Genomic DNA, 24,010 nt, shown 5'->3' with positions numbered 1-24,010 from the left:
TCGGCACGCTCGGCCCGGGCGCGCCGCACCCGTCTCTCCCGTGCATCGTCCGTCCGCGCTAGAGGACCCCGACAGGGGCTTTGGTCCCATCCGCGGCCGGCGGCTCGCGCGTAGCGTGGAAGGGCAGTGCTCGTTCGTGCTGTGGTCGCTGACGGCCGGGCACCTGCCGCTCGCCCTGTCGGTGCTGCAGATCCTCGCCCTGGACATCGGCACCGACCTGCTGCCCGCTCTCGCGCTCGGCGCCGAGCCGGCCAGCCCGCGCGTCATGATCGAGCCGATGCGCTCGGGGCCGCTCGTCGACCTCGGGCTGCTGCGCCGGGCCCTGCTCGTCCTCGGCCCGACCGAGGCGGTCGTCGAGATGCTGGCCTTCGTCGGCGTCCTGACGCTCGGCGGCTGGAGCTACGGGCAGACGGCACCGGCGCACGTGCTGGCGCCGGCGTCGGGGGCGGCCTTCGCCGCGGTCGTGCTCGGCCAGCTCGCCAACGCGTTCGCCTGCCGGAGCGCGAGCCGACCGGTGGGGCGGCCCTCGCTGCGGGGCAACCGGCTGCTGCTGCTCGCGGTGGCCGTCGAGCTCGTCTTCCTGGCCGTCATCCTCGGCTGGCCGGCTGCCGCCAGCCTGCTCGGCGGATCGGTGCCGCCGCCCGTGGGGTGGGTCGTCGCGCTGGCGGCGGTACCGGCCGTCGTGCTCGTCGACCGGGCCCACAAGGCGTTGCGCCCCGGTGCGCGCCGACGGGACGGAGTCGCACCGGCGTAGCCGGAGCGGGTCGGGACCGGGCGGGACCGGGCGGGACCGGGCGGGACGGGGAGAGAGGGGACTCAGCGGCGGCCGGTGGCCTTGTCGATGGCCTTCTGGGTCGCGCGCTCGGCCTTGGCCTTGCCCTTGGCGAGCTTGCGGGAGGCCTTCTTGTCGGTCGGCGACACCTTCTCGTCCTCGAGCGCCTTGGGCAGGTGGCCGGTCGAGCGGCGGTAGTACGTCGCGGCGCCGCGCTCGGCGGCGACCCGAGCCGCGGCCACGGCCATCGACGAGAGCGCCGTGAAGAGGATGACGTCGCGCGTGCGCTCACGCTCGAAGTCCCCCTTGACCGGGACGTTGCGGCCGGTCGCCAGCTTCCAGCCCTTCTGCGCGGCGTCGGTCGCGAGCTTCGTCGCGACGATCGTCGTGCCGACGCTGAGGATCTTCCAGACCGGGCCGCTGACCGGGGTGTGCTGCGGCGTCTCAGCCTTGGCCTTGGCCTTCTCGACAGCCCTGGAGGCAGCCTTCTTCGTGTCCTTGGAACCCATGTCGTGACTGTACCCACGAGACCCGGGCGTCGGACGCGCGCCGGACGAGTAGAGTCACCCCCGACAACTGAAGAGCACCACCCACCCATCACGACAGGGGAGCGCGTCACGCGCTGAGAGTGCGGCAGCCCGAAGGGCCGAGCCGCAGACCCTCGAACCTGCTCCGGTTAGCACCGGCGAAGGAAGTCGGTATTTCTCAGGCCACCGCACGGCACACGTCATCGACGTGTCCGTCCGGCTGGCTTCCCCCGGTATACACTCGTATCCACGCGTATCCACTGGAACCCGGGAGACACACCATGTCCAACACCATCACCGCGAGCGGGCCGCTGACCCGCTGGCGCACCATCGACCTGCTCACCTGCGCCTTCCTCGGGGTCGCCTTCGGCGTCGCCTACTGGGCGTGGGGTCTGGCCTACGCCGTCCCCTCGAACGCCGTCTCGGCGGGCTTCCCCCCCTTCAGCGCGCTGTTCGCGTGGCCCTGGCTCGTCGCCGGCATCGTCGGCATGCTCATCATCCGCCGCCCCGGCGCGGCCGTCTTCACCGAGCTGCTCGCGGCGATCGTCTCCGCGCTCATCGGCACGCAGTGGGGCCTGACGACGCTCGTGTCCGGCCTCGTGCAGGGGCTCGGCGTCGAGCTCGGCTTCGCCGCGTTCGGGTATGCCGTGTACCGCTGGGCGCCGCTGCTGCTCGGCGGCTTCCTCGGCGGCGCGTTCGAGGCCGTCTACGAGTGGTACTCGTACTGGACCGACTGGGGCTGGGGCTACAAGGTCTCCTACCTCTTCCTGCTCGGGGCGTCGGTCGCCGTCTTCGGCTCGCTGCTCGCCGTCGGCCTGACCCGGTTGCTCGCCGCCGCGGGTGCGCTCAACCCGTTCCCCCCGGGCCAGGAGATCCGCGAGCAGCGCGCCGTCTGACCGGCCCCCGTGGAGGCCCCGATGGAGCGAGGACCCGAGCACGTCGACGCGGAGGCGCCGGTGCGATCCGGCGCGGACGTGCGCGTCGCCGGTCTGACGTGGCGACCCTTCGGTCGGTCGCGTCCGGTCCTCGACCGTCTCGACCTCACCCTCGAGCCCGGCGAGCGCGTGCTGCTCGCCGGGCCGAGCGGGTCGGGCAAGTCGACCCTGCTGCGCGCCGTCGCCGGCCTGCTGCTGACGGCCGACGCCGGCGACCTGTCGGGCACCGTGACCGTGGACGGCCATGAGCCGCAGGCAGTTCCGGGCTCGGTGGGTCTCGTCCTGCAGGATCCCGGCGCCGGAGTCGTGGCCTCGAGCATCGGCCGGGACGTCGCGTTCGGGCTCGAGAACGTCTCCATGCCGCGGGCGGCCATGCCGCCCCGCGTCGCCGCCGCCCTGCGCGAGGTCGGGCTGACGATGTCGCCCGACAGCCCGCCGGCGACGCTGAGCGGAGGCGAGTCCCAGCGGCTCGCGCTGGCCGGCGCGCTCGTCATGGAGCCGTCGGTGCTCCTGCTCGACGAGCCGACGGCGATGCTCGACGCCGCGACCGCAGCGGACGTGCGGAGCGTCGTCGCCGACGTCGTCGCACGGCGCGGCCTCACGCTCGTCGTCGTCGAGCACCGCCTCGACGGGTGGCTCGACCTCGTCGACCGCCTCGTCGTCCTCGACGCGTCGGGCGCGGTCGTCGCCGACGGCGAGCCGCGTCAGGTCCTCGTCGAGCACGGCGAATCCCTTGCAGCCCAGGGCATCTGGGTGCCCGGTGTTCCCGACCCCCAGCCTCTCGCGCTGGCCCTCGACCCCGCCCCGGACGCCGCGGCCGGACGGGTGCCGCACGGCCGCGTCGTCGCGGCCGCATCCGGCGTCCGGGTCGAGCACCGGAGCCGGCGGCTCGGGGGCCCGTCGCGCACGACCCTCGCCGTCGACGGTGCCGACCTCGAGGCGCGGGCCGGCCGGTCCGTGGCCCTCGTCGGACCGAGCGGTGCCGGCAAGTCCTCGCTCATGTCGGCGCTCGGCGGCCTGACGGCGCCGACCCGCGGCACCGTCGACGTGGCGCTGCCGCTCACCCCGGCCGAGACCGGCGACCGCGCCGCTGCGCGTGACCGGCTCGCGCCGCCCGACGAGTGGTCCTCGACCGACCTCGCCCGCGTCGTCGCCTGGGTGCCGCAGCGCGCGGCGACCGCGCTCGTGGGCCGCACCGTGCGTGACGACGTGCTGACGACCCCGCTCGCCCTCGGGCAGGACCCCGCCGTCGCCGGCCGGCGGGCGGACGCCCTGCTCGCCGCCCTCGGCCTCGCGCACCTGGCCGGCGCCGACCCGCGGCAGCTCTCCGGTGGTGAGCAGCGGCGCCTCGCGATGGCCTCCGCCGTCGCCCACGGCCCGGCCCTCGTGCTCGCCGACGAGCCGACCGTCGGGCAGGACCGCTTGACGTGGGCGGCCGTCTCCGGCGTCCTCGCCGCCGCGCGTGACGAGGGTGCGGCCGTCGTCGTCACGACCCACGACCCGGGTGTCGTCGACGACGCCGACCGCGTCGTCCGCGTCACCGCCCCCGCCCAGCCGCCGCCCGACCCGGAGCCGGAACGCCGCCCGGTGCTCGCCCGTGTCGGCCCGCTCGCGCTGCTCGGCGCCGCCCTGTGCGTGCTTCCCCTTCCAGCGCTGCTCGACACGTGGCGCCAGGGGCTCGCCGTCCTGGCCGTGGAGCTCGTGCTCGGCCTCGTGGGTCTGATCGCCCCCGGCGCAGGTCGTGCTCCTCAGGGACGCCTGCGCGGTGTCCTCGCGCGGCTCGCGCCGGCGGCCGTCGCCGTCCTCGGGGTCGCGTGGTCCGCGTGGCTGCTCGGTGGTCGCGACCTCGAGGTGGCTTCGGGGGCCGCGCTGCGCGTGCTCTGCCTGCTCGTGCCGTCGGCCTTCGTCGTCGGCTTCCTCGACCCCGAGGCCCTCGGCGACCACCTCGCCCAGCGCCTCCGGCTGCCGGCGCGTCCCGTCGTCGCGGCGACGGCCGCCCTCCAGCGGCTCCAGTCCTTCGACGCCCTCTGGGTCGAGCTCATGACGACGCGCCGGGTGCGTGGCATCCGGGCCGACCGCGGACCGGTCGCCCGCGGCCGCGAGGCCGTCGTCGTCACCGGTGGCCTGCTCGTCGGCGCTCTCGGCCAGGCGTCGGCGCTGGCGCTGGCGATGGACGCGCGGGGCTTCGCCGAGGCGCGGCGCCGCTCGTGGGCCGGGCCCGCGCCGTGGCGGCTGCCCGACACGCTGGCGCTGGGGGCGGGGGTTCTCGTCATCGTCGCCGCCGTCGCGGCCCGGCTGCTGCTGCCCTGAGCGCCTCGCGGGGCACAATGGGCCGCGCACACCTCCTGACAGGAAGGGGCCGCACGTGCCCATGCCTCGCCGAGCCGTCAGCGGACACCCCGGTGCACCCCGGGCGTATGCCGTGCCGACCGTCGCGCTGGCCGTCTGCGCCTCGCTCGTCCTCGCCCTCGCCGGCTGCGGCCAGCCCACGCCCTCGGCCGACACGGTGGCCCCGACGGTGAGCGTGCCGGTGCAGCCGACGATCACGGCCGACACCCCGAGCGACGACGTGCCCGATCCTGCCGACACGACCGCGCCGAGCGACGGTGGCCTCTTCGACGCCGCGTCGAGCCTCACGAGCACGAGCTGCACCGCCAAGGGGGAGTCCTGGAGCTTCACGGGGACGCTGACCAACGCGGACTCCGAGGAGCACACGTTCACCGTGGCGGTCTTCCTCGTCAAGACGTCCGACGGCTCGGACGTGGCCGGCAAGGAGGTCGACATCAAGCTCGCGGCTGGTGCTGCGACGCCGGTGTCGATCAAGAACTTCCACACCGGACCGAGCGCGGGCGTCGAGTGCCTGAGCGGCGTCACGGTCAAGGGCCTCTGACGTGCGCCTCTTCCTCGTGCGGCACGGCCAGACCCACGCCAACGTCGCCCGCCAGCTCGACACGGCCGTGCCCGGCGTCGACCTCACCGAGGAGGGCCGGGCCCAGGCCCGCGCCCTCGCCGACCGGCTCGGTGGCGAGGACCTCGGGGCGATCTACACCTCCGACCTCGTGCGCACCCAGCAGACCGCGGCGCCGCTCGCCGAGCTGCTCGGGCTCGAGATGGTCGTGCTTCCCGGGCTGCGCGAGATCCAGGCCGGCGACTACGAGATGTCGACCGACTGGCAGCCCTACATCGACGCCGTCGTCCGCTGGCGCGACGACCCCGAGCACACGATCCCCGGCGGCGACAGCGGCGCCGTCTTCATGGAGCGCTACGACGCGGCCATCGCGAGCATCGCCTCCGACGGGCACGCGTCGGCGGTCGCCGTGAGCCACGGTGCCGCGATGCGCGTCTGGTGCTCTGCCTCGCTCGGGCTGTCCGCCGAGTTCTTCGACGGCCGCCGCCTCGACAACGCGCACGTCGTCACGATGGAGGGCGACCCCGAGACCGGGTGGCGCCTGCTCGCGTGGGGTGACGAGCCGGTCACGCATGGCTGAGACGGCGCCTCCGGGGGTGTGGCGCTGGGCGGGCTGTGCGGCCGGCGTCGTCCTCGCCGCCGCCTCGTGGGGCGCCGGCGCCCTGCCCCGCCCGAACCTGCACGTGCTGTGGCCGGGTGTGGCGGCGTGGTCGGCCAGCGGCGGCTCGCCCCTGCTCGCGACGGTGTCGCTGCTCGCGATGGCGCTGCTCGTCGTCGCCTGGTGGCGGCTGCGCGACGCGGACGTCCCGGTCCGGTGGTGGTGGGTGACGGTCGCGCTGTGGTTCGCCCCGCTCGTCGCCGCCATGCCCCTCTACAGCCGCGACCTCTACTCGTATGCCGCCCAGGGCCTGCTCTGGGACCAGGGCCTCAGCCCCTACGACCACGCGGTCCGCGAGCTCGACTCGCCGTGGCGGGACTCCACGGCACCGACCTGGCTCGACAGTGCGACCCCCTACGGGCCCGTGTGGCTGCTCCTCGCGCGAGCCGTCGCTTCGGTGTCCGGCGAGCTGTGGGTGGCCCTGCTGCTCCTGCGCCTGCTCGCGGTCGTGGGTGTCGTCGTCATGGCCTGGGCCGTGCCCGACGTCGCCCGCCGGCTCGGCTGGTCGCCGGTGCGGGCGATGTGGCTCGGGGTGGCCGTGCCGCTCGTCGGCGCCCACTTCGTCGGGGGAGCGCACAACGACGCGCTCATGGTCGCCGCGGTGCTCGGCGGCCTGGCCCTCGCCCTGCGGGGGCGGCTCGCCGTCGCGTGCGTCGTGATCGCCCTCGGCGCCATGGTCAAGGTCACCGCCGTCATCGCCCTGCCCTTCGTCGCGGTCCTCTGGGCCCGCCACGTCGCGACGGCGCGGGCGTCGGGGACCGGTGACCCGGCATACGCCCGCTGGAGTGACGTGGTGCGGGCGGGGGCGCTGACGGCCCTCTGCGCAGGGGTGCCGATGGTGCTCGGCGGCGTCGTGACCGGGCTCGGCTTCTCGTGGCTCAACCCGACCGGGACCCCCGGGAAGAACGAGCAGTGGACGTCGTTGCCCACCTCGGTCGGCATCGCCGTCGGTGCGGTCGGGCACCTGCTCGGCCACGACGAGTGGCGCGAGACCGGCATCGCGACCGCACGGCTCGTGGCGCTCGCCGTCCTCGCGCTGCTCCTCGTGCTCGTCTGGCTGGCGGCGGTCAAGCCCGCCGACACCCGCGGCCTCGCCGGCGACGTGGCCGACCCCGAGGCTCGGCTCCGGCCGGTGCGCGGGATCGCGTGGGCGATGCTCGCCGTCGTCGTGCTCGCGCCGGTCTTCCTCGGCTGGTACTACCTCTGGATGCTGCCGCTCTTCGCCGTGTCGCTGGGCGCGCTGTGGCAGCCGCGGCTCGAGCGGCCGCTCGCCGTCGTCGCGACCGTCGTCTGCTTCGCGACGCTGCCGGAGGGCTACAGCCTCGGCCTGACGACGACCGCCGTCGGCGTGCCGTTCGCGCTCGTCGTCCTCGTCCTGCTGCTGCGGCGCGGGCTGCGCACCGCTCGCCGCACCGACTGGCGCCACCTGCTCGACCTCGACCGGCCCCTCGTGCGGCAGCCCGGCAGCACCGCCACCACGGACCCTTCCGGCCCCTCTGGCTCCTCTTCCGCCCGTTCGAGGTGATCCCGGCGCCCGGGTGGGTGCCGGCATCACCTCGAACCGGAGGTCGGGGCGGTCACGGATCGGCGACAGTTGCCGATGCCGCTCCCGGGGCCTGCCCGGGTGTCCCACACTGTCCCGGTGAGTGACTCCGGCTTCGTCGACGAGGCCCCGCCCGGCGGCGGGCGACCCCCGCGGGCCCCGCGCGCGCCACGCCACCGTGACCTGCCCGCCGAACCGTCGGCAGCGCCCGGTCCCGCCTCGGGAGCGAGGTCCACGCGACGAAGTTGGCTCGCGACGGCAGGGTTCGTCGCGCTCGTCGTCGGGCTGCTCGCCTTCGGTGCGTGGGCGTGGTCCGCGCGCGTCCACGCCGGCGACGTGGCGGCCTACGAGTCCCTGGCCGGCGAGGTCGAGGACCTCGACCACGCGATCACCCCGCTCGGTCACAGCGACATCCCGCCGTGCCGCGACGCCGACGAGGGCAGCATCACCCGCAGCTACCCGCCGTCGACGGGTCCGCAGCCGGCCGAGCTCGTCGACTACCTCGTGCGGTCCGGGTGGACGCAGCAGCCGTCCGACGTCCCCGTCTACGCCCGCCTGACGCGCACGGCCGAGGGACACGTGCTGACGGTCGACGTGCTCGCGCCCAGCGACATCTCGCTCGTGGGGTCGCTGTCGGCGCGCAGCCCCGCCAGCAGCTTCGGCTGCCTCCTGCACTGACCTGCCCCCACTCGTCGAGTGGCCGCCCCGCCCCACTCGAGTGGCCCCGCCCTACCACTCGAGTGAGCGCCCGGCCCCACCACGAGTGAGCGCCCCGCCCCACCCGTTACGCCTGTTCTGACTCCAGGTGACCCACGACATGGGCCACATCGTGGGAATGACGCGGCCCACGGCATACCTGGGTGTCACTCTGGGGCGTATGCGCGCGGTGACCCAGAGCAAGAAGCTGCAGAACGTCTGTTACGAGATCCGTGGGCCCGTGCTGGCCGAGGCCAAGCGGCTCGAGGACGAGGGGCACCGCATCCTCAAGCTCAACATCGGCAACCCGGCCCCGTTCGGCTTCGAGGCACCCGAGGACATCCTCGTCGACGTCATCCAGGAGCTCCCGACGGCGCAGGGCTACAGCGACAGCAAGGGCATCCTGTCGGCCCGCCGCGCCGTCAAGCAGCACTACGAGGTGCGCGACTTCCCGGCCGTCGGCGTCGAGGACATCTACCTCGGCAACGGCGTCAGCGAGCTCATCGTCATGGCGATGCAGGGGCTGCTCGACAACGGCGACGAGGTGCTCATCCCCGCGCCCGACTACCCCCTCTGGACCGCGGCCGCGAGCCTCGCCGGCGGCACGGCCGTGCACTACGTCTGCGACGAGCAGGCCGGCTGGGCGCCCGACCTCGACGACATCCGCAGCAAGATCACCGACCGCACGCGCGCCATCGTCGTCATCAACCCCAACAACCCGACCGGCGCCGTCTACCCGCGCGAGGTCCTCGAGGCGATCGCCCAGGTCGCCCGCGAGCACGAGCTGATCATCATGGCCGACGAGATCTACGACAAGATCCTCTACGACGGCGCCACGCACACCTCGATCGCGTCCCTCGCGCCCGACCTGCTGTGCCTGACCTTCAACGGCCTGTCCAAGGCCTACCGCGTGGCCGGCTTCCGCTCGGGCTGGCTCGTCATCACCGGGCCCAAGGAGCACGCGCGCAACTACCTCGAGGGCCTCGACATCCTCGCCAACATGCGCCTGTGCGCCAACGTGCCGGCGCAGCACGCGATCCAGGTCGCGCTCGGTGGCTACCAGTCGATCAACGAGCTGATCCTGCCCGGAGGCCGGCTGCTCGAGCAGCGCAACGTCGCGTGGGAGATGCTCAACCAGATCCCGGGAGTCTCGGTCACCAAGCCGGAGGGGGCGCTCTACCTCTTCCCGCGGCTCGACCCGAAGGTCCACGACATCCGCGACGACGAGAGATTCGCCCTCGACCTGCTGCGCGACCAGAAGATGCTCGTCGTCCACGGCACGGGCTTCAACTGGGCCACGCCCGACCACTTCCGGCTCGTCTTCCTGCCGCGCGTCGAGGACCTCGAGGACGCCGTCGGCCGGCTCGAGAAGTTCCTCTCGACGTACTCCCAGTAGCGGCTCGTGCGCTCAGCGGGAGGTGGCCCACCACTTGAGGAGCAGGCCGAGCACGGTGCCCCACACGACGGTGAGCAGCAGGCTGATGCCGACGGCGAGCAGCGCGGGCCGTCGCCCGCCGGGCTCGCGGCGCGCGAGGCTGAGCCCCGCCAGCGCCAGCCCGAGCAGCTGCGGGAGGAAGACGAACCCGAAGACGACCGCCGACAGCGACGCGACCACGGCGCCGCGCGCGAGCGGTGCCTCGGCGGCCAGCCGTGCGGACGTGGCGTCGCGGGGACGATCGGGCTCGCTCACGCGTTCAGGGTAACGATGAACGAGAGCACGTATGCCGTCCGCCGGGCTCCGCGCCGAGCGCTCGCCCCCGTGGTCACCGCCTGCACCGGCGTGCTCGTCGCCCTGGCGCTGTCCGAGTGCGGCGACTCGCAACCGACGCTGAGCGACCTGCCCTCCGACGTCGCGAGCGCTCGACCGAGCATCTCCGCCGAGGAGGCGAAGTTCGTGCTGGCGGCCGAGAAGCTCGGGGCCACCGTCACCGGCGACACGGTCGACGACGACATCGAGACGGGCACGACGACGTGCTGGGCGCTCAAGAACGGCGGCGTCGACCTGGCCCAGATCGCCGTGGACGACGACGACAAGCCGCTGCCCAACACCGGCGACGCGCTGCGCACGAAGCAGCTCATGGCTGCCGGTGTGCAGGCCCTCTGCCCAGACTACGACGGGCAGATCGCCCAGCTCAAGCTGCCCTGACGCCGTCCCGGCACGGCCCGACACCTCCGGACACGGCCTGACCGCGACGTCTCCGACAGGTGGCAGTCGGTAGAGTGTGCGTGGCGATGGATCCCGCCCGGACGTCCTGCGACGTCCGAACCGCCGACCGGCTGATGGTTCCTGTTCATCGACGGTCCCGCGCGACCGTTGCGATGGGCGGGCGCGTGCCGGCCCGTCGACGAGTCCGAGGGAGTCACCGATGGGCGATCGAGTCCCACCGCAGCCGCACCCGTCCCGCATCACCGACTTCGCCGGCCACCCGCTCGTGGTCGCCGTGCTCCCGGACCAGCCTGCCCTCGTCGCGCTGACGGCGGTCAACCTGGCCCGGGCGACCGGCGCCTCGGCGCTCTACTTCGCCTACGTCGACACCTCGCGCTACGCCGACGAGGAGCACCCTGACGGCACCGTGCGCCACCTGTCGATCGACCCCGACATCGACGACGAGACGTGGCCGCAGCGGGAGCAGGAGCTGACCCGCCTCGTGGCCGGGTGGATGGACGGGCAGGACGTGCCGTGGCACTTCCGCTACCTCGCCGGGCGGGTCGACCGGGCGCTGACGCACCTGGCCCGGGCGGTCGACGCGGCCGGCTTCGTCGTCGGGAGCCACGTCGGGCGACACCGTCGGCTCAAGGACTTCGTCAACGGCTCGACGGCCCTGCACCTCTCGCACCACCAGCACCGGCCGGTTCTCGTCGTGCCCGTCGAGGTCGTCGACTGGGAGGGTCGGGCGCCGTGGGAGTGAGCGACGACCGCCACCTCGACCCGGAGGTCGATGCCGACCTCGAGCCCGCCTCTGCTGCAAGGACGCCCGCACGCCCCGCCGGTGGGGTGCTGAGGCGGTCGCCGCTGCTCGGGGTGGTCATCTTCGTGGGCGGCGCCGTGGGCACGCTCGTGCGATCGCTGCTCGAGCAGGCCGCGCCGGCACGTCCGGGGGAGGTGCCGTGGACGACCCTGGTCATCAACGTCGTCGGGTCCCTGCTGCTGGGGCTGCTTCTCGAGTCGCTCGCGCGCACCGGCCCCGACGAGGGCAGCCGACGCGTCGCGCGTCTCGGCCTCGGCACGGGCGTCCTCGGCGGCTTCACGACCTACAGCACCTTCGCGGTCGAGGCCGTCGAACGACTGACCCCGCAGAGCCTCGCCGTGGGGCTGTCGTACGCCGTCGGCAGCGTGGTGCTCGGCGTGACGGCTGCCGCGGCCGGCTACCGCCTCGCGCGCCGGGCCTTCGGCCACCGCGCCGGGGAGCCGACCCGATGACGACGCTGCTGATCGCCCTCGCGGGTGGGGCGGGTGCCCTGACCCGCTTCGTGACGGACGGTGCCATCGCCCGCCGGAACCGCCTGCGTATGCCGGTCGGCACCGTCGTCATCAACGTGACGGGGTCGTTCCTGCTCGGTCTGCTGACCGGGCTGTTCGCCCTGTCGTCGGCCGACTCGTCGGGGGCGGCGGTCAAGGCGATCATCGGCACCGGCTTCTGCGGGGGCTACACGACCTTCAGCACGGCGTCGGTCGAGTCGATGCGCCTCTGGCTCGCCGAAGGGCGGGGCACCGGCATCGGGTACGCCGCGACCACCCTCGTCCTCGGCGTCGCCGCAGCCGCCGCCGGGATCGGCGTCGGTCACCTGCTCGGGTGAGGGAAGGGGAGGCCCGGCCCGCCGTGGGCGCGGGAGGGTGCACCCGGCATACGGCCTCGGAATACCGCGCCCCACGCTGCCTGTTGGCACCCACGTGAGTCCTGCCCCGAAAGCCCAGCTGAACATCCTCGACCTCGTGCCCGTCCTCGACGGGGGCACGGCCGGCGAGGCGATCGCCTCGACGGTCGACATCGCCCGCCACGCCGAGAAGTGGGGCTACCAGCGCTACTGGATGGCCGAGCACCACAACATGCGCGGGGTCGCGTCCAGCTCGACGGCGGTCCTCATCGGGCACGTCGCCGACCAGACCGAGACGATCCGCGTCGGGGCCGGCGGCATCATGCTGCCCAACCACGCGCCCTACGTCGTCGCCGAGCAGTTCGGCACGCTCGCCACGATCCACCCCGGCCGCATCGACCTCGGGCTCGGCCGCGCGCCCGGCACCGACCCGTTCACGACCCGGGCCCTGCGCCGCAACGAGGCAGCCGCGATGAACTTCGCCGGCGAGGTCGAGGAGCTCATCGGCTACCTCGGCGACCCCGACCCCGACGCCAAGGTGCGGGCCATCCCCGGCGAGGGCACGCACGTGCCGATCTGGATCCTCGGATCGAGCCACGGCGGCGCTCAGGTCGCGGCCGCCCTCGGCCTGCCCTACTCGTTCGCGTCGCACTTCGCCCCGGCTGCGCTCATGAGCGCGCTCGAGGTCTACCGCTCGCGCTTCACCCCGTCGACCGAGCCCGGCGGCCTCGACGCGCCGCGCTCGATGGCCGGCGTCAACGTCATGGTCGCCGACACCACCGCCGAGGCCGAGCGGCTCTTCACGAGCGTGCTCCAGCGCTTCCACGGGATCGTCACCGGTCGCCGCGCCGGCCTGCCCGAGCCGCAGGGCGACATCGCGAGCCTCATGGCCACGTGGTCGCCGGCCGAGCGCCAGGCCGTCAGCGAGATGACGCGTGTGTCGCTCGTCGGCACGCCGGACGAGGTCCGCGACGGGCTGGCCGGCTTCGTCGAGGCGACCGGCGTCGACGAGGTCATCGTCACGTGCGGCGCCCACGACCACGAGGACCGGCTGCGCTCCTACGAGCTGCTCGCCGACGCGTGGAGCTGAGCCACGGACCCGGCGCCGCCCCGAACCCGACCTCTGAGAGGCTGCACCCATGAGCGAGAGCCCGACCGACAGCACGACCGCCAGCACCTCCGAGAGGGACCCGAAGGACCTGCGCCGCGTCACGCTGACCCGTGACAGCGTCGGCCGCTACACCGCGCGCAACGACCGCGGCGGCTCGATCACGCTGAGCTCCGGCACCGACGAGCTCTCGCCGGTCGAGCTGCTCCTCGCCGGCATCGCCGGCTGCACCGCCGTCGACGTCGACACCGTGACGACGCGCCGTGCCGAGCCCGAGCAGTTCGAGATCGAGGTGACGGCCGACAAGGTCAAGGACGAGCACGGCAACCACCTGCAGGACATCGAGGTGCGCTTCCGCGTCCGCTTCCCCGAGGGAGACGGCGGTGACGCCGCGCGCGAGATGCTGCCCAAGCTCGTCAAGCGCTCGCACGACGAGTGGTGCACGGTGAGCCGCACCGTCGAGATGGGCACGCCGGTCACGACGACCGTCGAGTGACCGCAGGCCCCCTGGGTCCCGAGACAGCGCTTCGGTCCGGCGATCTGCACCCGTTCGGGTGACAGGTCGCCGGACCGAAGCACGTTCACGGGCCGAGGGCGTATGCCGTCAGGCGCGGTGCGCTGCGTCGATCCACTCGATGGGGTCGCCCCACCCGAGCCGGCCGACACCGTGCTTGTCGAGAGAGCGGACCGCCAGGGTGCGCCGGTGAGCGGCGAACGTCAGCACGTGGCCGATCATCGCCCCGTAGGAGCACACGTAGGGCGGGTCGCACGTCGCGTCGACGAACACGTCGTCGAGGCGCCCCTGGTCGGTGGCCTGACGCACGTGGTCGAGGAAGACCGGCGCCGCCTCGGCGAGCCGGCGCCTCGCCGACGTGAGCGACTCGTGCTCCTCGAGCGAGAAGTCGTACTCGCGGCTCGCCATGGTGGCGTTCCACATGGCCATCTGCCCGACGAGGCGGCTGATGATGCGCCGCAGCGTCGACGGGTCGGGGTCGTCGTCGACGTTGACGACGATGGGCTCGTCGAGCTGCTCGTCCGTGAGCTGGGTGGCGCACTCGATGAGCTGGCTGGTGAGCCAGATGTGGTGCTCGACCATCTTCTGCACGAGATCCATGGCGGTGACCCTTCGCTGGGCCGGCAGGCGGATGCCGCCGGGTGGGTGGAAGTGGATGTCGTTGGTCACCTCGAGACGGATGACGCCCGGACGGGCGCGCCACGCGGACGGCGTTGTGCCGTACGCGCGGCGGAACGCCCGCGTGAACGCCTCGTGCGAGCCGTAGCCCGCCTCGACGGCGACGTCGAGGACGGGGCGACGGCTCGCCGCGAGACGGAACGCGGAGCGCTCCAGCAGGACCCTGCGGCGCAGGGCGCTCGGCGCCTCACCCGCGGCGGCGCTGATGATCCGGTCGAGGTGGAACCGTGACAGGTGCAGCCGGTCCGCGATCTGCTCTCCCGTCAGGCCGGGCTCGTCGAGGGTGTCGACGAGCACGTCCAGCCAGGCGGCGAAGGTGTCTCGGGAACCGGTCACGTCACGATCCTGCGCGCTGGTCCGACCCGACCACTTGATCGGGTTTGCTCGGCTGACAACGCCGCTCGTCCACCGGACGCGTCAGGTCAGGGGTGGACGACGACCTTGTCACCGACGCGCACCTTGAAGAAGAGCGACTTCACCTGGGCGAGGTCGGCGATGTTGACGCAGCCGTGGCTCGAGCCGGCATAGCCGATGCGGGCGAAGTTCGACGAATAGTGCACGGCCTGACCGCCGGAGAAGAACATGGAGTACGGCATCGGGGTGAAGTAGAGGTTGGAGATGACGTACTCGTACATGCGCGAGACGCGGAAGGTCCCCTCGCGGGTCTCGCGGCCCGGGCCGCCGAACCTGGCCCACATGACCATGAGGGGCTTGCCGTCGACGACCCACGTCAGGGTGCGGGTGCTCTTGTCGACGCACATGACGCGCCCGGTGCGGCAGCGCTGGTCGAGCGAGGAGAGCGTCGGCATGAGCGGTCGCAGGCCGGAGTAGTAGCGGTGCTTGTCGAACGTGCCGGCGGTGTAGGTGAGGGCCACCAGTCGGGCCCAGGTGCGGCGGTCGACGGTGCCCGACTGCGGGAGGTCGTAGGCGCGCTGGAAGGCCAGGACCTTCTGGCCCAGCGTCACGCCGTAGGAGCCCGAGAACGCATACGGCCAGAGACCCCTGGCGCCCAGGCGGCGCTGCAGCTCCTGGAGGTTGGCCTTCGGTGACGACGCGTTGAGGACGACCGGGGTGGCCGTCAGCGCGACGAGACGGCTCCACGTGCGCTGGTCGAGCACGCCGGACTGCGGCAGGTCCTGGTCGCGCTGGAAGGTGCTCACGCGCTGGCCCACGGTCCACCCGAAGTAGCCGTTGACGGCATACGGCCAGTAGGTGGCGCCGGCAGCGCGCAGACGGACCTGGAGGTCCTTGACGGCGTTGCCGCTGCTGTCGCGCGCCAGCAGGGTGCGGGTCGCGGTGACGGCCACGAGCCGGCGCCACGTGCGCTGGTCGAGCACGCCCGACAGGGGGAGTCTCTGGTCGCGCTGGAAGGCGAGGACGCTCTGTCCGAGGAGTACGCCGTAGCGGCCGTTGATCGCGTAGGTCCAGTAGGCGGGCTTGACGAGCCGGAGCCTGACCTGGACGTCCTTGACCCGGTCGCTGATGGTGCCGGCGGCGATGACGACCGGGCTCGGCGTGATGGGGCGCGTCGCCGTCGCGGTCGGGACCGGCGTCGTCGGCGTGGTCGTCGCCGTCTCGGTCGCCGTCGTCGTCGTGGTCGTCGACTCGCTGGTGGTCGTGGTGGTGGTCGTCGTGTCGGTCGGATCGCCCTCAGCCGCAAGGCTGCTCGCGGTCGAACCTGACGAGCTGGTCGACGGGGTCGGTGTGCCCGTCAGCGGGTCGGCGTGCGCGGCCGACCCGGTGGCGACGAGCGCGGCGATGACGAGTCCCGTGGCGACCCCGCCGACGGTGCGTTGTCTGGCCATGCGGATGGTCCTCATGGTGTGTCCCCTGTGTCCGGACCGCGTTGCGGCGGGTGAGTGTCGGCGCGGTCGCGCCCTTCATTGTGGCAGGCGGCACCCGCTTTGGCGCGGCGTACCGACACCACCCTCGACGCGTCGTCCCGCCGGAAAGTTGTCGCCGTCCTCGACCGGGTTCCGGGACGGTCCTGCGGCTCGGGACCGCCGGGTGCGTCAGGCGCCGGGCATCCGGCGGACCGTGAGGATCTGCTCGGCGCGACCGACGGGTCCCTGCTCGTCGTGCAGGGTCGTCGAGGTCAGCCCCAGCCCGGTCGGGCCCATGGTGACGCGGGTGTCGAAGCCGACCCAGCCGCGCACGGGCTCGCGGAAGAGGTGGACGCTGAGGTCGACGTTGGGGAACATCCACTCGCGGGGTGAGACGCGCACGGCGATGCCGTTCGCGGTGTCCGCGAGGCGGACGAGATCGGCTGTGGGAGAGCAGGACTCACCTTCGATCAGAGGGTGACCTGCGCGGATCCAGGCGCGGGTGCGTCCGGGCCGGCGCTCGGGGTCGACGCGGAACTCGAGGCCCTCGATGTAGCCGCCCTCCCACGTGTCGGCCCCGGCCCACGGCTCCATGGCCTCGGGCCCCGGGATCGGCTCGAGCTCGACGCCCGCGACCGGCTCGGAGTCGTGCTCGGCGAGCCGCCAGGCGTGGGCGCGCACGACGGCCCGGTCGTCGACGACCATCGTCGCCTCGACGAGCTCGATGGTGCGGCCGGGGCGAGTCGTACGGACCTCGATGCGGCTGGGCCGCGCAGGGATCAACCCGAGGATGTCGAAGGAGATCCGCGCGAGCTGCATGCCCTCGCGCGGCTCGTGCAGGTCGATCTCGTGGGCGAGGATGCCGCTGACCGGGGCCATGTGCTGCTCGTCGTCGCGCCACGCGCCCTGCACGTGGACGGTCGGGGCGTAGAGCCCGGGGCCGATCCGGCGGTAGAAGGCTGCCGTGTCGCGGTCGAGCTCGTGGCTCGTGCTGTCGCGGGTCTCGCTGGTCACGGGTCCACCCTAGGCAGGTGCCGAGCGCTCCCGGGAGACGCCCGCTCGAGCTGCGAGCCCGTCGAGCAGGACGGCGAGACCGAACACGTGGGCCGCGGCCGCATCGGCGGCGGCGTTCGTCGCCTCACCGGTGGCCTGTCCGACCCGGGCGGCGAGCGGGAAGCGCTCCTCGACCTGCAGGGCGGCCAGCTCGGCGCCCTCGCGGGCCCACCACTGCTCGGGGGTCTCCTCGGTGCGCTCGGCGCGGGCCGCCTCGAGGGCTCTCGCGGACGACCGGACGAAGTCCAGGACGAGCGCCAGGGCCTGGTCCTTGCCCACGTCGTCCAGCGGCAGGGGGTCCACGGCGCCGAGCTCCCGCTCGTACTTCGTGAGGGTTCCGGGGCCGAGCACGGCACGCTCGGTCTCGACGTGGGCGAGCCACGGGTGCCGGGCCAGCAGCGCGAGGTTCTCGTCGGCGACCTGCTCGAGCCGCGCTGCCCAGGGCCCGGTCAGTGGTGCCCACTCCATGTCGAGGCGGCACTGGTCGACCATCAGCTCGACGAGCTGGGACCTGTTCTCGACGTGCCCGTAGAGCGTCATGACGCCGACACCGAGACGCTGGGCGACCCGGCGCAGGGAGAAGTCGTGCAGCCCCTGCTCGTCGGCCTCGTGGATGCCGGCGGCGACCACGGCGTCGAGGGTGATCGTGGGTCGTCGGCCCGGGCGGGGCGGGAGGGGGTGCTCGTGTCGCCACAGCAGTGCAACGGTGCCCACCGGTCGACTCCTCCGTCCGTGGAATCGCGTCGGGAACGATTCCGTATGCCGTACGTTAATGTCCGTACGCCGTACGGAAAGAGGTCCTCATGTCCAGAGCAGTCATCGGCTCCGCCCTCTCGCTCAACGTCCCCGACCCGGACGCCTCCGCCGAGTTCCTCGTCACCCACCTCGGGCTCGAGGTCGAGATGCGCGACGACGGTTTCGTCTCGCTCCGCCAGCCCGGAGGCGGCTCGAACATCGTCTTCCTGCGCACCGGCCTGCCGAGCTTCAAGCCCGCCGAGGTGGCGGGATCGGCTCGAGATGGCCTGCTGCTCGCCTTCGTCGTCGAGGACCTCGACGCGTGGCACGAGCGGCTCGTGGCCGAGGGTGTCGACGTCGTCACCCCGCCGGAGACGGAGCCGTGGGGCGAGCGCTTCGTGCAGTACCGAGACCCGAACGGGATCGTCGTCCAGCTCGTGCAGTGGGTCTGAGCGGGACGCCCGGTCGCTAGGCGCCCGGCCCGCCCGGTCAGCCCGGTCAGCGCGGTCAGCCGGTGACGTCGGAGAGGCCGAGCCCGAGGTCGACCATCCGAACGAGCCGCGGGGCGAGCTCGTCGACGGCCCCCGGAGGCAGGTCGCGCAGCGGGCCCTCGAGGGCCAGCATCGCCATGCCGTGCACGGCCGACCACGCGAGCAGCTCGGCGCCGGGGCGCTCGTCGTCGGATATGACCCCGGCGTCGACCATCTCGTCGAGCGAGTCCGACAGCAGCTGGAAGGGCGTGCGCCCACAGGCGCCGGCCGCGTCCGGCGACGCGGCCCGGCTGAGGTCGACTGGCACGGCGAAGGCGGCGCGGAACAGCCCCGGCTCATCCATCGCGAAGCGCAGGTAGCCCACGCCCACCGCCCGGAAGCGGCCACGCGCCCGGGCCCCGGGGCCGAGGTCGTCGGGGACGGCGTCCATGGTGGCGCTGATGACGTCGGCGGCGCGCGCCTGGGCCCGCGAGACCACCTCGCCGAGCAGGGCGTCACGGTCCGCGAAGTGGCGGTAGGCCGCGTTGGCCGAGACGCCGACGCGGCGGGTCGCCTCACGCAGCACGATCTTGTCGGGGCCGCCCTCCCGGGCCAGCTCGGTCCCGGCCTCGAGCAGTGCGCGTCGCAGGTCGCCGTGGTGGTAGGTGCCTCGCGCCGCGGGGCCGCCAGACGGGCTGCCCGTCGCGTCGGCGGGCCCGGCCGCGCCGACGCGGTCGACGGCGTCCCCGGTGTCGGTGGTGTCGAGGCCGTCTGCAGCACCGAGGGAGTCGACGGAGCCGACGGAGTCGAAGGCGGCGGACGGGCTCACGCCCCCATCATGCTCCCGCGCTCGACGAGACGCGCCACCCGGCCGCGGGACGGACGCCGGCGCCGCGGTCAGAACCCGAACCGTCGCGCGGTGCCACGCACGGCCTCGGCGGACGCGCGCAGCCCGGACAGCTCCGCGTCGGTCATCGGCACCTCGATGCGCTCGCCGACACCGCCGGCGTGGATGATCGCCGGCACCGAGAGACACACGTCGCTGATGCCGTAGTAGTCCTCGAGCAGCGAGGAGACCGGGAGGATCCGGCGCTCGTCGTAGAGCACCGCCTCGATGATGCGCGTGGCGGCGAGTCCGATGGCGTAGTTCGTCGCGCCCTTGCCCTCGATGACGCGGTAGGCCGACTGCACGACGTCGGTCGCGATGCGGTCGCGGGCCTCCTCGTCGAGCGCGATGCGCCCGTCCGGGGTGCGCCACTGGAGCAGCGGCACGGAGCCGATCGAGGCCGACGACCACAGCGGCAGCTCGGAGTCGCCGTGCTCGCCGATGACGTAGGCGTGCACGCTCTGGGCCGCGACCCCGGTGTGCTCGGCGAGCAGGAAGCGCAGCCGGGACGAGTCGAGCACGGTGCCCGAGCCGAAGAGGCGCTCCGGCGGCAGTCCCGAGACCTGCAGGGCGGCATACGTCACGACGTCGACGGGGTTGGTCACCATGACGTGCACGGCGTCGGGGGCCACCTCGACGAGGCGCGGCAGGATCGCGCGCATGATGCCGATCGTCGACTCGGCGAGGTCGAGCCGCGACTGACCGGGCTTCTGCTTGGCCCCGGCCGTGAAGACGATGACGTCCGAGTCCGCGAGCACCTCGACGTCGTCCGAGCCGTCGACGTGGGCCATCGGCACGAACTGGATGCCGTGGCTGAGGTCGAGCGCCTCGGCGTGCACCTTGGCGGCGTTGACGTCGAAGAGCGCGACGTTCTGGGCGACGCCACGCATCAACGCGGCATACGCCAGCGTGGCGCCGACGGCGCCCGCCCCGACGATGCCGAACTTGGTCGTGCGTCGGCGGCGCGTGCCGCCTGCGAGTGCCTCCACGGACATGGGGGTCCTCCGTCGCTCGTCGTCCGGGCCGCCCGTCGGTCCGGTGCCGCCAACGCTAGTCGGCGAGCGCCGTGTCGAGGGTCGGTCCGGCGATGCGTGTGACGATGGTGTCGTGGACCTGCCCGTCGACACCCTCCCGCTGCCGGCCGGCTACCCGGTGCAGCCCCCGCCGCTGCGCCCGCCCGTCGTCTTCGACCAGGTGTGGCGCGACCTGACGTTCGTGCACTGGCCGGTCGAGCCCGACTCCGTGCGCCACCTCTTCCCGGCGGGCACGAGGCCGGACGTCTTCGCCGACGGCCTGACCTACGTGGCGCTCGTGCCGTTCGTCATGGACGGCATCCGCCTCGGTCGGGCGCCGTCGCCGCGCCTGCCGTGGCTGGGCAGCTTCCTCGAGACGAACATCCGTCTCTACTCCGTCGACGACGCCGGCCGGCACGGCGTGCTCTTCCGGTCGCTCGAGACCGAGCGCGCGCTCGTCGTGGCCGCGGCGCGCGCCGGACTGGGGATCCCCTACACGTGGGCCCGCATGCGCCTGCGCCGCGACGGTGACCTCCTGACGTACGAGAGCCGGCGGCGTGCCCCGTCCCGCGGGCTGCGGAGCCTGCTGACCGTGCGCGTCGGCGACCGGGTCGAGCCGACGCCGCTCGAGACGTGGCTCACCGCGCGCTGGGGTGCCCACACCCGCGTCGCCGGGCGCACGCTGTGGGTCCCCAACGAGCACGAGGCGTGGCCGTTGTATGCCGCGGGAGTCGTCGAGCTCGCCGACGACCTGCTCGGGGCGAGCGGTGTCGTGCCGGCGGGGCCGCGGCTGCGCGCCCTGTGGTCGCCGGGGGTGGCCACCCGCTTCGGACGGCCCTCCCGCGTGGGGTGACGACCGGCTGGCAGCAGTGCTCGCTCACCGCACCGCGGGCGTATGCCGCGTCGTGGACTGCCAGCCCGTCGTCCCAGCCGGACGGGCTGGGTCAGGCGAAGAGCTCGCGCAGGCAGGCCTCGAACATCGTCGTGTGGGCGTCGACGTCGGCCGCCGTCGTGGCCGGGCTCATGAGCGCCATGTTGTGGAACGGCGTCAGCAGGATGCCGCGGTTGAGCGCGTAGAGGTGGAGGTACTGCTGCAGCTCGAAGTCGTCGGCGTCGTGCGCCTCCTGGCCGTCGTGCGAGGGGCGACCGGAGAAGTTGTACTCAGCACGGGCGCCGAGCCGCGTCACGTGCCAGTCGGCCCCTACGGCGTCGATCCCCGCCTGCACGCCGTCGGCCCACGCGTCGGCGAGGGGGACCATGTGCTCGAAGGCGGCCGGCGTCATGATCTGCTCGAGGGTGGCCTTCATCGCCGCCATCGACAGGCCGTTGCCCGCGAGCGTGCCGCCGATGCCGCCCACGTCGATGTCCTCGAGCTCGACCGACCGGACGATCCGGTCGGCGATGTCCTGGCTGAACCCGAAGGTGCCGCAAGTGATCCCGCCACCGATGGACTTGCCGATGACCAGCATGTCGGGCTGCAGGCCGTGGGCTCCGGTGTAGCCGCCCGGGCCGGCACAGATCGTGTGCGTCTCGTCGTTGATGAGGAGCGCGCCGTAGCGGGTGGCGAGCTCGCGGACCCCTTCGTTGTAGCCGGGGTCGGGCAGGACGATGCCGATGTTCGTCAGGGCCGGCTCGACGAGGATCGCGGCGACGTCGCCGTGGGCCAGGGCCCGCTCGAGCGCCTCGAGGTCGTTGAACTCGACGACCCGGGTCGTCTCCGCGGTGTCGACCGGGGCGCCGATGTTCCCCGGTCGGTCCACGGTGGTGCCGTCCGCCCCCAGCGTGGCGAAGGCCTCGTCGACCGAGCCGTGGTAGCACCAGTTGTGCACGACGACCTTGCTGCGGCCGGTGAGGTGGCGGGCGTAGCGGATCGCGTGCCGGTTGGCGTCAGTAGCCGTCAGCGTGAACTGCCAGTAGGGCAGCCCGAACCGCTCGGCGAGGCCGGTGGAGACGGCGATGGCGTCCTCGGTGGGCAGCATCGTCGTGATCCCGCGCGAGAGCTGCCGGGTCACGGCCTCGACCGTCGGCGCGGGGGAGTGGCCCATCATGGCGCCGGTGTCGCCGAGGCAGAGGTCGACGTGGTCGATGCCGTCGACGCACGTGAAGTGCGCGCCCTCCGCGCTCTCGACGAAGACGGGGAAGTCCCCGGGCCACTTGACCATCCAGCTCATCGGGACCCCGCCCGGCATGTGTGCAGCGGCCTGCTCGGCGAGCGCCCGGGACCGCGGGCGGGCGGCGGTGAAGGCGGCGCGCTCCCGGGCGTGCAGCTCGGCGAGACGGGCGCGATCGACGGTGCTCATGCCCGCATCATGCCGTGCGGCGCCCGGCAGTGGAAGTGATGGCCCAAACCCTGCAGGACCACGGATTCCGTAGGTGCTGGAAGGGGATTCAACCGAAAAGGCACAGGTTCCGAGTCCGTTTCGCGCCCCCCGGAGGTGGCATGATCCCGGCCATGCCCTTGAGCGGTTACCGAGGCCTCAGCCTCTGGCACGACACGATCGGTGACATCGAACCGCGCCCCGGCCTCACCACCGACCTCGAGGTCGACGTCGCCGTGGTGGGGGCCGGCTACACAGGCCTGTGGACGGCATACCACCTCGTCACGGCCGACCCGACGATCCGCGTCGCCGTCATCGAGAAGGAGGTCGCCGGCTTCGGCGCGTCGGGCCGCAACGGCGGCTGGTGCTCCGCGCTCTTCCCGGCCTCGCTCAAGCGGATGGCGGCCGAGCGCGGCCGTGAGGCGGCGGTGCGGATGCAGCACCTGCTGCACGACACGGTGGCCGACGTGGGCAGGGTCGCCGCCGCGGAGGGGATCGACTGCCACTTCGACCAGGGCGGCTACCTGTCCGTCGCGCGCAACCCGGCGCAGCTCGAGCGGGTCCGTGAGGAGGTCTCGAACCACCGTGCGTGGGGCTTCGGCGAGGAGGACCACCGCCTCCTCGACGCCCACGAGGTCACCGAGATCGCCGGGGTCAGCGACGCGCTGGGCGGCTCCTTCACGCCCCACTGCGCGGCGATCCACCCGGCGCGACTCGTGCGTGGCCTCGCCGACACGGTCGAGCGGCGCGGGGTCGTCATCCACGAGCGCACGGCGGCCGTCGACGTGCGCAGCCACCGCGTCGTCACCGCGCACGGGACGGTCCGCGCCGACCACGTCGTCCTCGCGACCGAGGGCTACACGCCCACCGTCGCCGGTCGGCGACGCGCCATCGCGCCCATCTACTCGCTCATGACGGCGACCGAGCCGCTGCCCGACGACACGTGGGCGCAGATCGGCCTCGACAAGCGCACGACCTTCGCCGACAACCGGCACCTGACGATCTACGGCCAGCGCACCCGTGACGGCCGGATCGCCTTCGGTGGCAGGGGTGCTCCCTACCACTACGCCTCCAAGGTGTCGCCGCTCTACGACCGCGACGAGCGCGTCCACACCGCCCTGCGCCGGATCCTGCTCGAGCTCTTCCCCGTCCTCGACGGGGTGGAGTTCACGCACGCGTGGGGCGGCAACCTCGGCGTGCCGCGCGACTGGTTCCCCTCGGTCCGCCACGACCGGCACACCGGCCTCGCCTTCGCCGGCGGCTACGTCGGCGACGGCGTGGCCACCTCGGCGCTCGCGGGCCGCACGCTGGCCGCGACGATCCGCGGTGACGACCCGGACGACCTCGCCTCCCTGCCGTGGGCCGGGCGCACCTCCCGTGACTGGGAGCCCGAGCCACTCCGCTGGCTGGGCGTCAACGCGGTGACCGCCCTCATGACGTCGGCCGACTGGTCCGAGCGTCGCACCGGGCGCCCCTCGCGGGCCGCATCGGCCTTCTGGACCGCCTTGGGCCAGTAGGCGACTCGCGTCCCTTCCACCGATCGCGTATGCCGTGTCG

At 73.3% G+C, this 24,010-nt stretch carries 25 protein-coding genes, 1 pseudogene and 2 riboswitches; of the genes and pseudogenes, 17 read left to right on the top strand and 9 right to left on the bottom strand.

From position 1 onward, the window contains the following. The first annotated feature begins 115 nt into the window (after positions 1-115). Complete coding sequence (locus tag IEY30_RS14835) at positions 116-754, top strand: cation transporting ATPase C-terminal domain-containing protein (protein WP_030198914.1); 639 nt, start codon at positions 116-118, stop codon at positions 752-754. 62 nt (positions 755-816) lie between these two features. Here the strand turns inward: IEY30_RS14835 and IEY30_RS14830 are convergent, their stop codons facing one another. Next, positions 817-1,281, bottom strand: a complete 465-nt coding sequence (locus IEY30_RS14830; protein WP_030198915.1) for a DUF4235 domain-containing protein — start codon at positions 1,279-1,281, stop codon at positions 817-819. Positions 1,282-1,366: 85 nt separating this feature from the next. Next, positions 1,367-1,483, top strand: a riboswitch (TPP riboswitch). Between the two features lie 97 nt (positions 1,484-1,580). Here IEY30_RS14830 and IEY30_RS14825 point away from each other — a divergent pair. From IEY30_RS14825 to IEY30_RS14795, 7 genes and pseudogenes are all read left to right on the top strand, one after another. Beyond that, the gene (locus IEY30_RS14825; protein ID WP_030198918.1) at positions 1,581-2,195 is read left to right on the top strand and encodes an ECF transporter S component; all 615 of its coding nucleotides are present in this window, start codon (positions 1,581-1,583) and stop codon (positions 2,193-2,195) included. A 21-nt stretch (positions 2,196-2,216) separates the two neighbouring features. Further along, positions 2,217-4,544, top strand: a complete 2,328-nt coding sequence (locus IEY30_RS14820) for an ATP-binding cassette domain-containing protein (RefSeq protein WP_030198919.1) — start codon at positions 2,217-2,219, stop codon at positions 4,542-4,544. Between the two features lie 55 nt (positions 4,545-4,599). Then, positions 4,600-5,124 (top strand): hypothetical protein, encoded by a 525-nt coding sequence (locus tag IEY30_RS14815; RefSeq protein WP_156035305.1) that lies wholly within the window; start codon positions 4,600-4,602, stop codon positions 5,122-5,124. A gap of 1 nt (position 5,125) precedes the next feature. After that, complete coding sequence (locus IEY30_RS14810; protein ID WP_030198922.1) at positions 5,126-5,722, top strand: histidine phosphatase family protein; 597 nt, start codon at positions 5,126-5,128, stop codon at positions 5,720-5,722. Continuing rightward, positions 5,649-7,325: pseudogene (gene mptB / locus IEY30_RS14805) on the top strand (polyprenol phosphomannose-dependent alpha 1,6 mannosyltransferase MptB); the annotation flags it as partial. The gene IEY30_RS14810 and the pseudogene mptB, both read left to right, overlap by 74 nt. Before the next feature lie 117 nt (positions 7,326-7,442). After that, positions 7,443-8,021 (top strand): hypothetical protein, encoded by a 579-nt coding sequence (locus tag IEY30_RS14800; protein WP_030198928.1) that lies wholly within the window; start codon positions 7,443-7,445, stop codon positions 8,019-8,021. Between the two features lie 199 nt (positions 8,022-8,220). Further along, positions 8,221-9,435, top strand: a complete 1,215-nt coding sequence (locus IEY30_RS14795; protein ID WP_030198931.1) for a pyridoxal phosphate-dependent aminotransferase — start codon at positions 8,221-8,223, stop codon at positions 9,433-9,435. Positions 9,436-9,447: 12 nt separating this feature from the next. Here IEY30_RS14795 and IEY30_RS14790 read toward each other — a convergent pair whose 3' ends face one another. After that, a complete protein-coding gene (locus tag IEY30_RS14790; protein ID WP_030198933.1) occupies positions 9,448-9,729 on the bottom strand; it encodes a hypothetical protein in 282 nt (93 codons plus the stop codon). Between the two features lie 15 nt (positions 9,730-9,744). On the opposite strand from IEY30_RS14790, the gene IEY30_RS14785 reads away from it, so the two are divergent. From IEY30_RS14785 to IEY30_RS14760, 6 genes are all read left to right on the top strand, one after another. Then, on the top strand, positions 9,745-10,185 hold the full coding sequence (locus IEY30_RS14785) for a DUF732 domain-containing protein (RefSeq protein ID WP_030198937.1): 441 nt from the start codon (positions 9,745-9,747) through the stop codon (positions 10,183-10,185). A gap of 73 nt (positions 10,186-10,258) precedes the next feature. Continuing rightward, positions 10,259-10,336: riboswitch (Fluoride riboswitch) on the top strand. Between the two features lie 69 nt (positions 10,337-10,405). Next, complete coding sequence (locus tag IEY30_RS14780) at positions 10,406-10,948, top strand: universal stress protein (protein WP_030198940.1); 543 nt, start codon at positions 10,406-10,408, stop codon at positions 10,946-10,948. After that, positions 10,939-11,460, top strand: coding sequence for a fluoride efflux transporter FluC (locus IEY30_RS14775; protein WP_373286720.1), 522 nt, complete (start codon positions 10,939-10,941; stop codon positions 11,458-11,460). Before IEY30_RS14780 ends, IEY30_RS14775 begins: the two co-directional genes overlap by 10 nt. Further along, entirely contained in the window at positions 11,457-11,837 is a 381-nt protein-coding gene (locus IEY30_RS14770; RefSeq protein ID WP_030198945.1) for a fluoride efflux transporter FluC, read from the top strand. Before IEY30_RS14775 ends, IEY30_RS14770 begins: the two co-directional genes overlap by 4 nt. A 94-nt stretch (positions 11,838-11,931) precedes the next feature. Continuing rightward, positions 11,932-12,945, top strand: coding sequence for an LLM class flavin-dependent oxidoreductase (locus tag IEY30_RS14765; RefSeq protein ID WP_229675018.1), 1,014 nt, complete (start codon positions 11,932-11,934; stop codon positions 12,943-12,945). A 49-nt stretch (positions 12,946-12,994) separates the two neighbouring features. Next, complete coding sequence (locus tag IEY30_RS14760; protein WP_188960152.1) at positions 12,995-13,459, top strand: OsmC family protein; 465 nt, start codon at positions 12,995-12,997, stop codon at positions 13,457-13,459. A gap of 108 nt (positions 13,460-13,567) precedes the next feature. On the opposite strand, the gene IEY30_RS14755 is transcribed toward IEY30_RS14760, so the two are convergent. From IEY30_RS14755 to IEY30_RS14740, 4 genes are all read right to left on the bottom strand, one after another. Continuing rightward, complete coding sequence (locus IEY30_RS14755; RefSeq protein ID WP_030198953.1) at positions 13,568-14,491, bottom strand: helix-turn-helix transcriptional regulator; 924 nt, start codon at positions 14,489-14,491, stop codon at positions 13,568-13,570. An 86-nt stretch (positions 14,492-14,577) separates the two neighbouring features. Beyond that, complete coding sequence (locus IEY30_RS14750; protein WP_081920503.1) at positions 14,578-15,975, bottom strand: L,D-transpeptidase family protein; 1,398 nt, start codon at positions 15,973-15,975, stop codon at positions 14,578-14,580. Between the two features lie 192 nt (positions 15,976-16,167). Next, entirely contained in the window at positions 16,168-16,992 is an 825-nt protein-coding gene (locus IEY30_RS14745; RefSeq protein ID WP_030198959.1) for a thioesterase family protein, read from the bottom strand. Between the two features lie 9 nt (positions 16,993-17,001). Further along, positions 17,002-17,745: a TetR/AcrR family transcriptional regulator gene (locus IEY30_RS14740; RefSeq protein ID WP_043416851.1), complete on the bottom strand. Its 744-nt coding sequence runs from the start codon at positions 17,743-17,745 to the stop codon at positions 17,002-17,004. 89 nt (positions 17,746-17,834) lie between these two features. On the opposite strand from IEY30_RS14740, the gene IEY30_RS14735 reads away from it, so the two are divergent. Next, complete coding sequence (locus IEY30_RS14735; RefSeq protein WP_030198964.1) at positions 17,835-18,218, top strand: VOC family protein; 384 nt, start codon at positions 17,835-17,837, stop codon at positions 18,216-18,218. Between the two features lie 55 nt (positions 18,219-18,273). On the opposite strand, the gene IEY30_RS14730 is transcribed toward IEY30_RS14735, so the two are convergent. Both IEY30_RS14730 and IEY30_RS14725 read right to left on the bottom strand, forming a co-directional pair. Further along, a complete protein-coding gene (locus IEY30_RS14730) occupies positions 18,274-19,065 on the bottom strand; it encodes a TetR/AcrR family transcriptional regulator (RefSeq protein ID WP_229675017.1) in 792 nt (263 codons plus the stop codon). Between the two features lie 68 nt (positions 19,066-19,133). Next, on the bottom strand, positions 19,134-20,117 hold the full coding sequence (locus IEY30_RS14725; protein WP_030198968.1) for an L-lactate dehydrogenase: 984 nt from the start codon (positions 20,115-20,117) through the stop codon (positions 19,134-19,136). A 112-nt stretch (positions 20,118-20,229) separates the two neighbouring features. Between IEY30_RS14725 and IEY30_RS14720 the strand changes: the two genes are divergently transcribed. Beyond that, positions 20,230-20,988, top strand: coding sequence for a YqjF family protein (locus IEY30_RS14720; RefSeq protein ID WP_030198970.1), 759 nt, complete (start codon positions 20,230-20,232; stop codon positions 20,986-20,988). A 91-nt stretch (positions 20,989-21,079) separates the two neighbouring features. Here the strand turns inward: IEY30_RS14720 and IEY30_RS14715 are convergent, their stop codons facing one another. Then, on the bottom strand, positions 21,080-22,435 hold the full coding sequence (locus IEY30_RS14715) for an aspartate aminotransferase family protein (protein WP_030198972.1): 1,356 nt from the start codon (positions 22,433-22,435) through the stop codon (positions 21,080-21,082). 152 nt (positions 22,436-22,587) lie between these two features. On the opposite strand from IEY30_RS14715, the gene IEY30_RS14710 reads away from it, so the two are divergent. Continuing rightward, positions 22,588-23,970, top strand: a complete 1,383-nt coding sequence (locus tag IEY30_RS14710; RefSeq protein WP_229675016.1) for an NAD(P)/FAD-dependent oxidoreductase — start codon at positions 22,588-22,590, stop codon at positions 23,968-23,970. Positions 23,971-24,010 lie beyond the last annotated feature (40 nt).

Origin of the sequence: Terrabacter tumescens (assembly GCF_014646815.1) — a bacterium.
In the GTDB taxonomy this organism is placed as follows: domain Bacteria; phylum Actinomycetota; class Actinomycetes; order Actinomycetales; family Dermatophilaceae; genus Terrabacter; species Terrabacter tumescens.
This window is presented reverse-complemented; position numbering and strand designations above follow the sequence as displayed.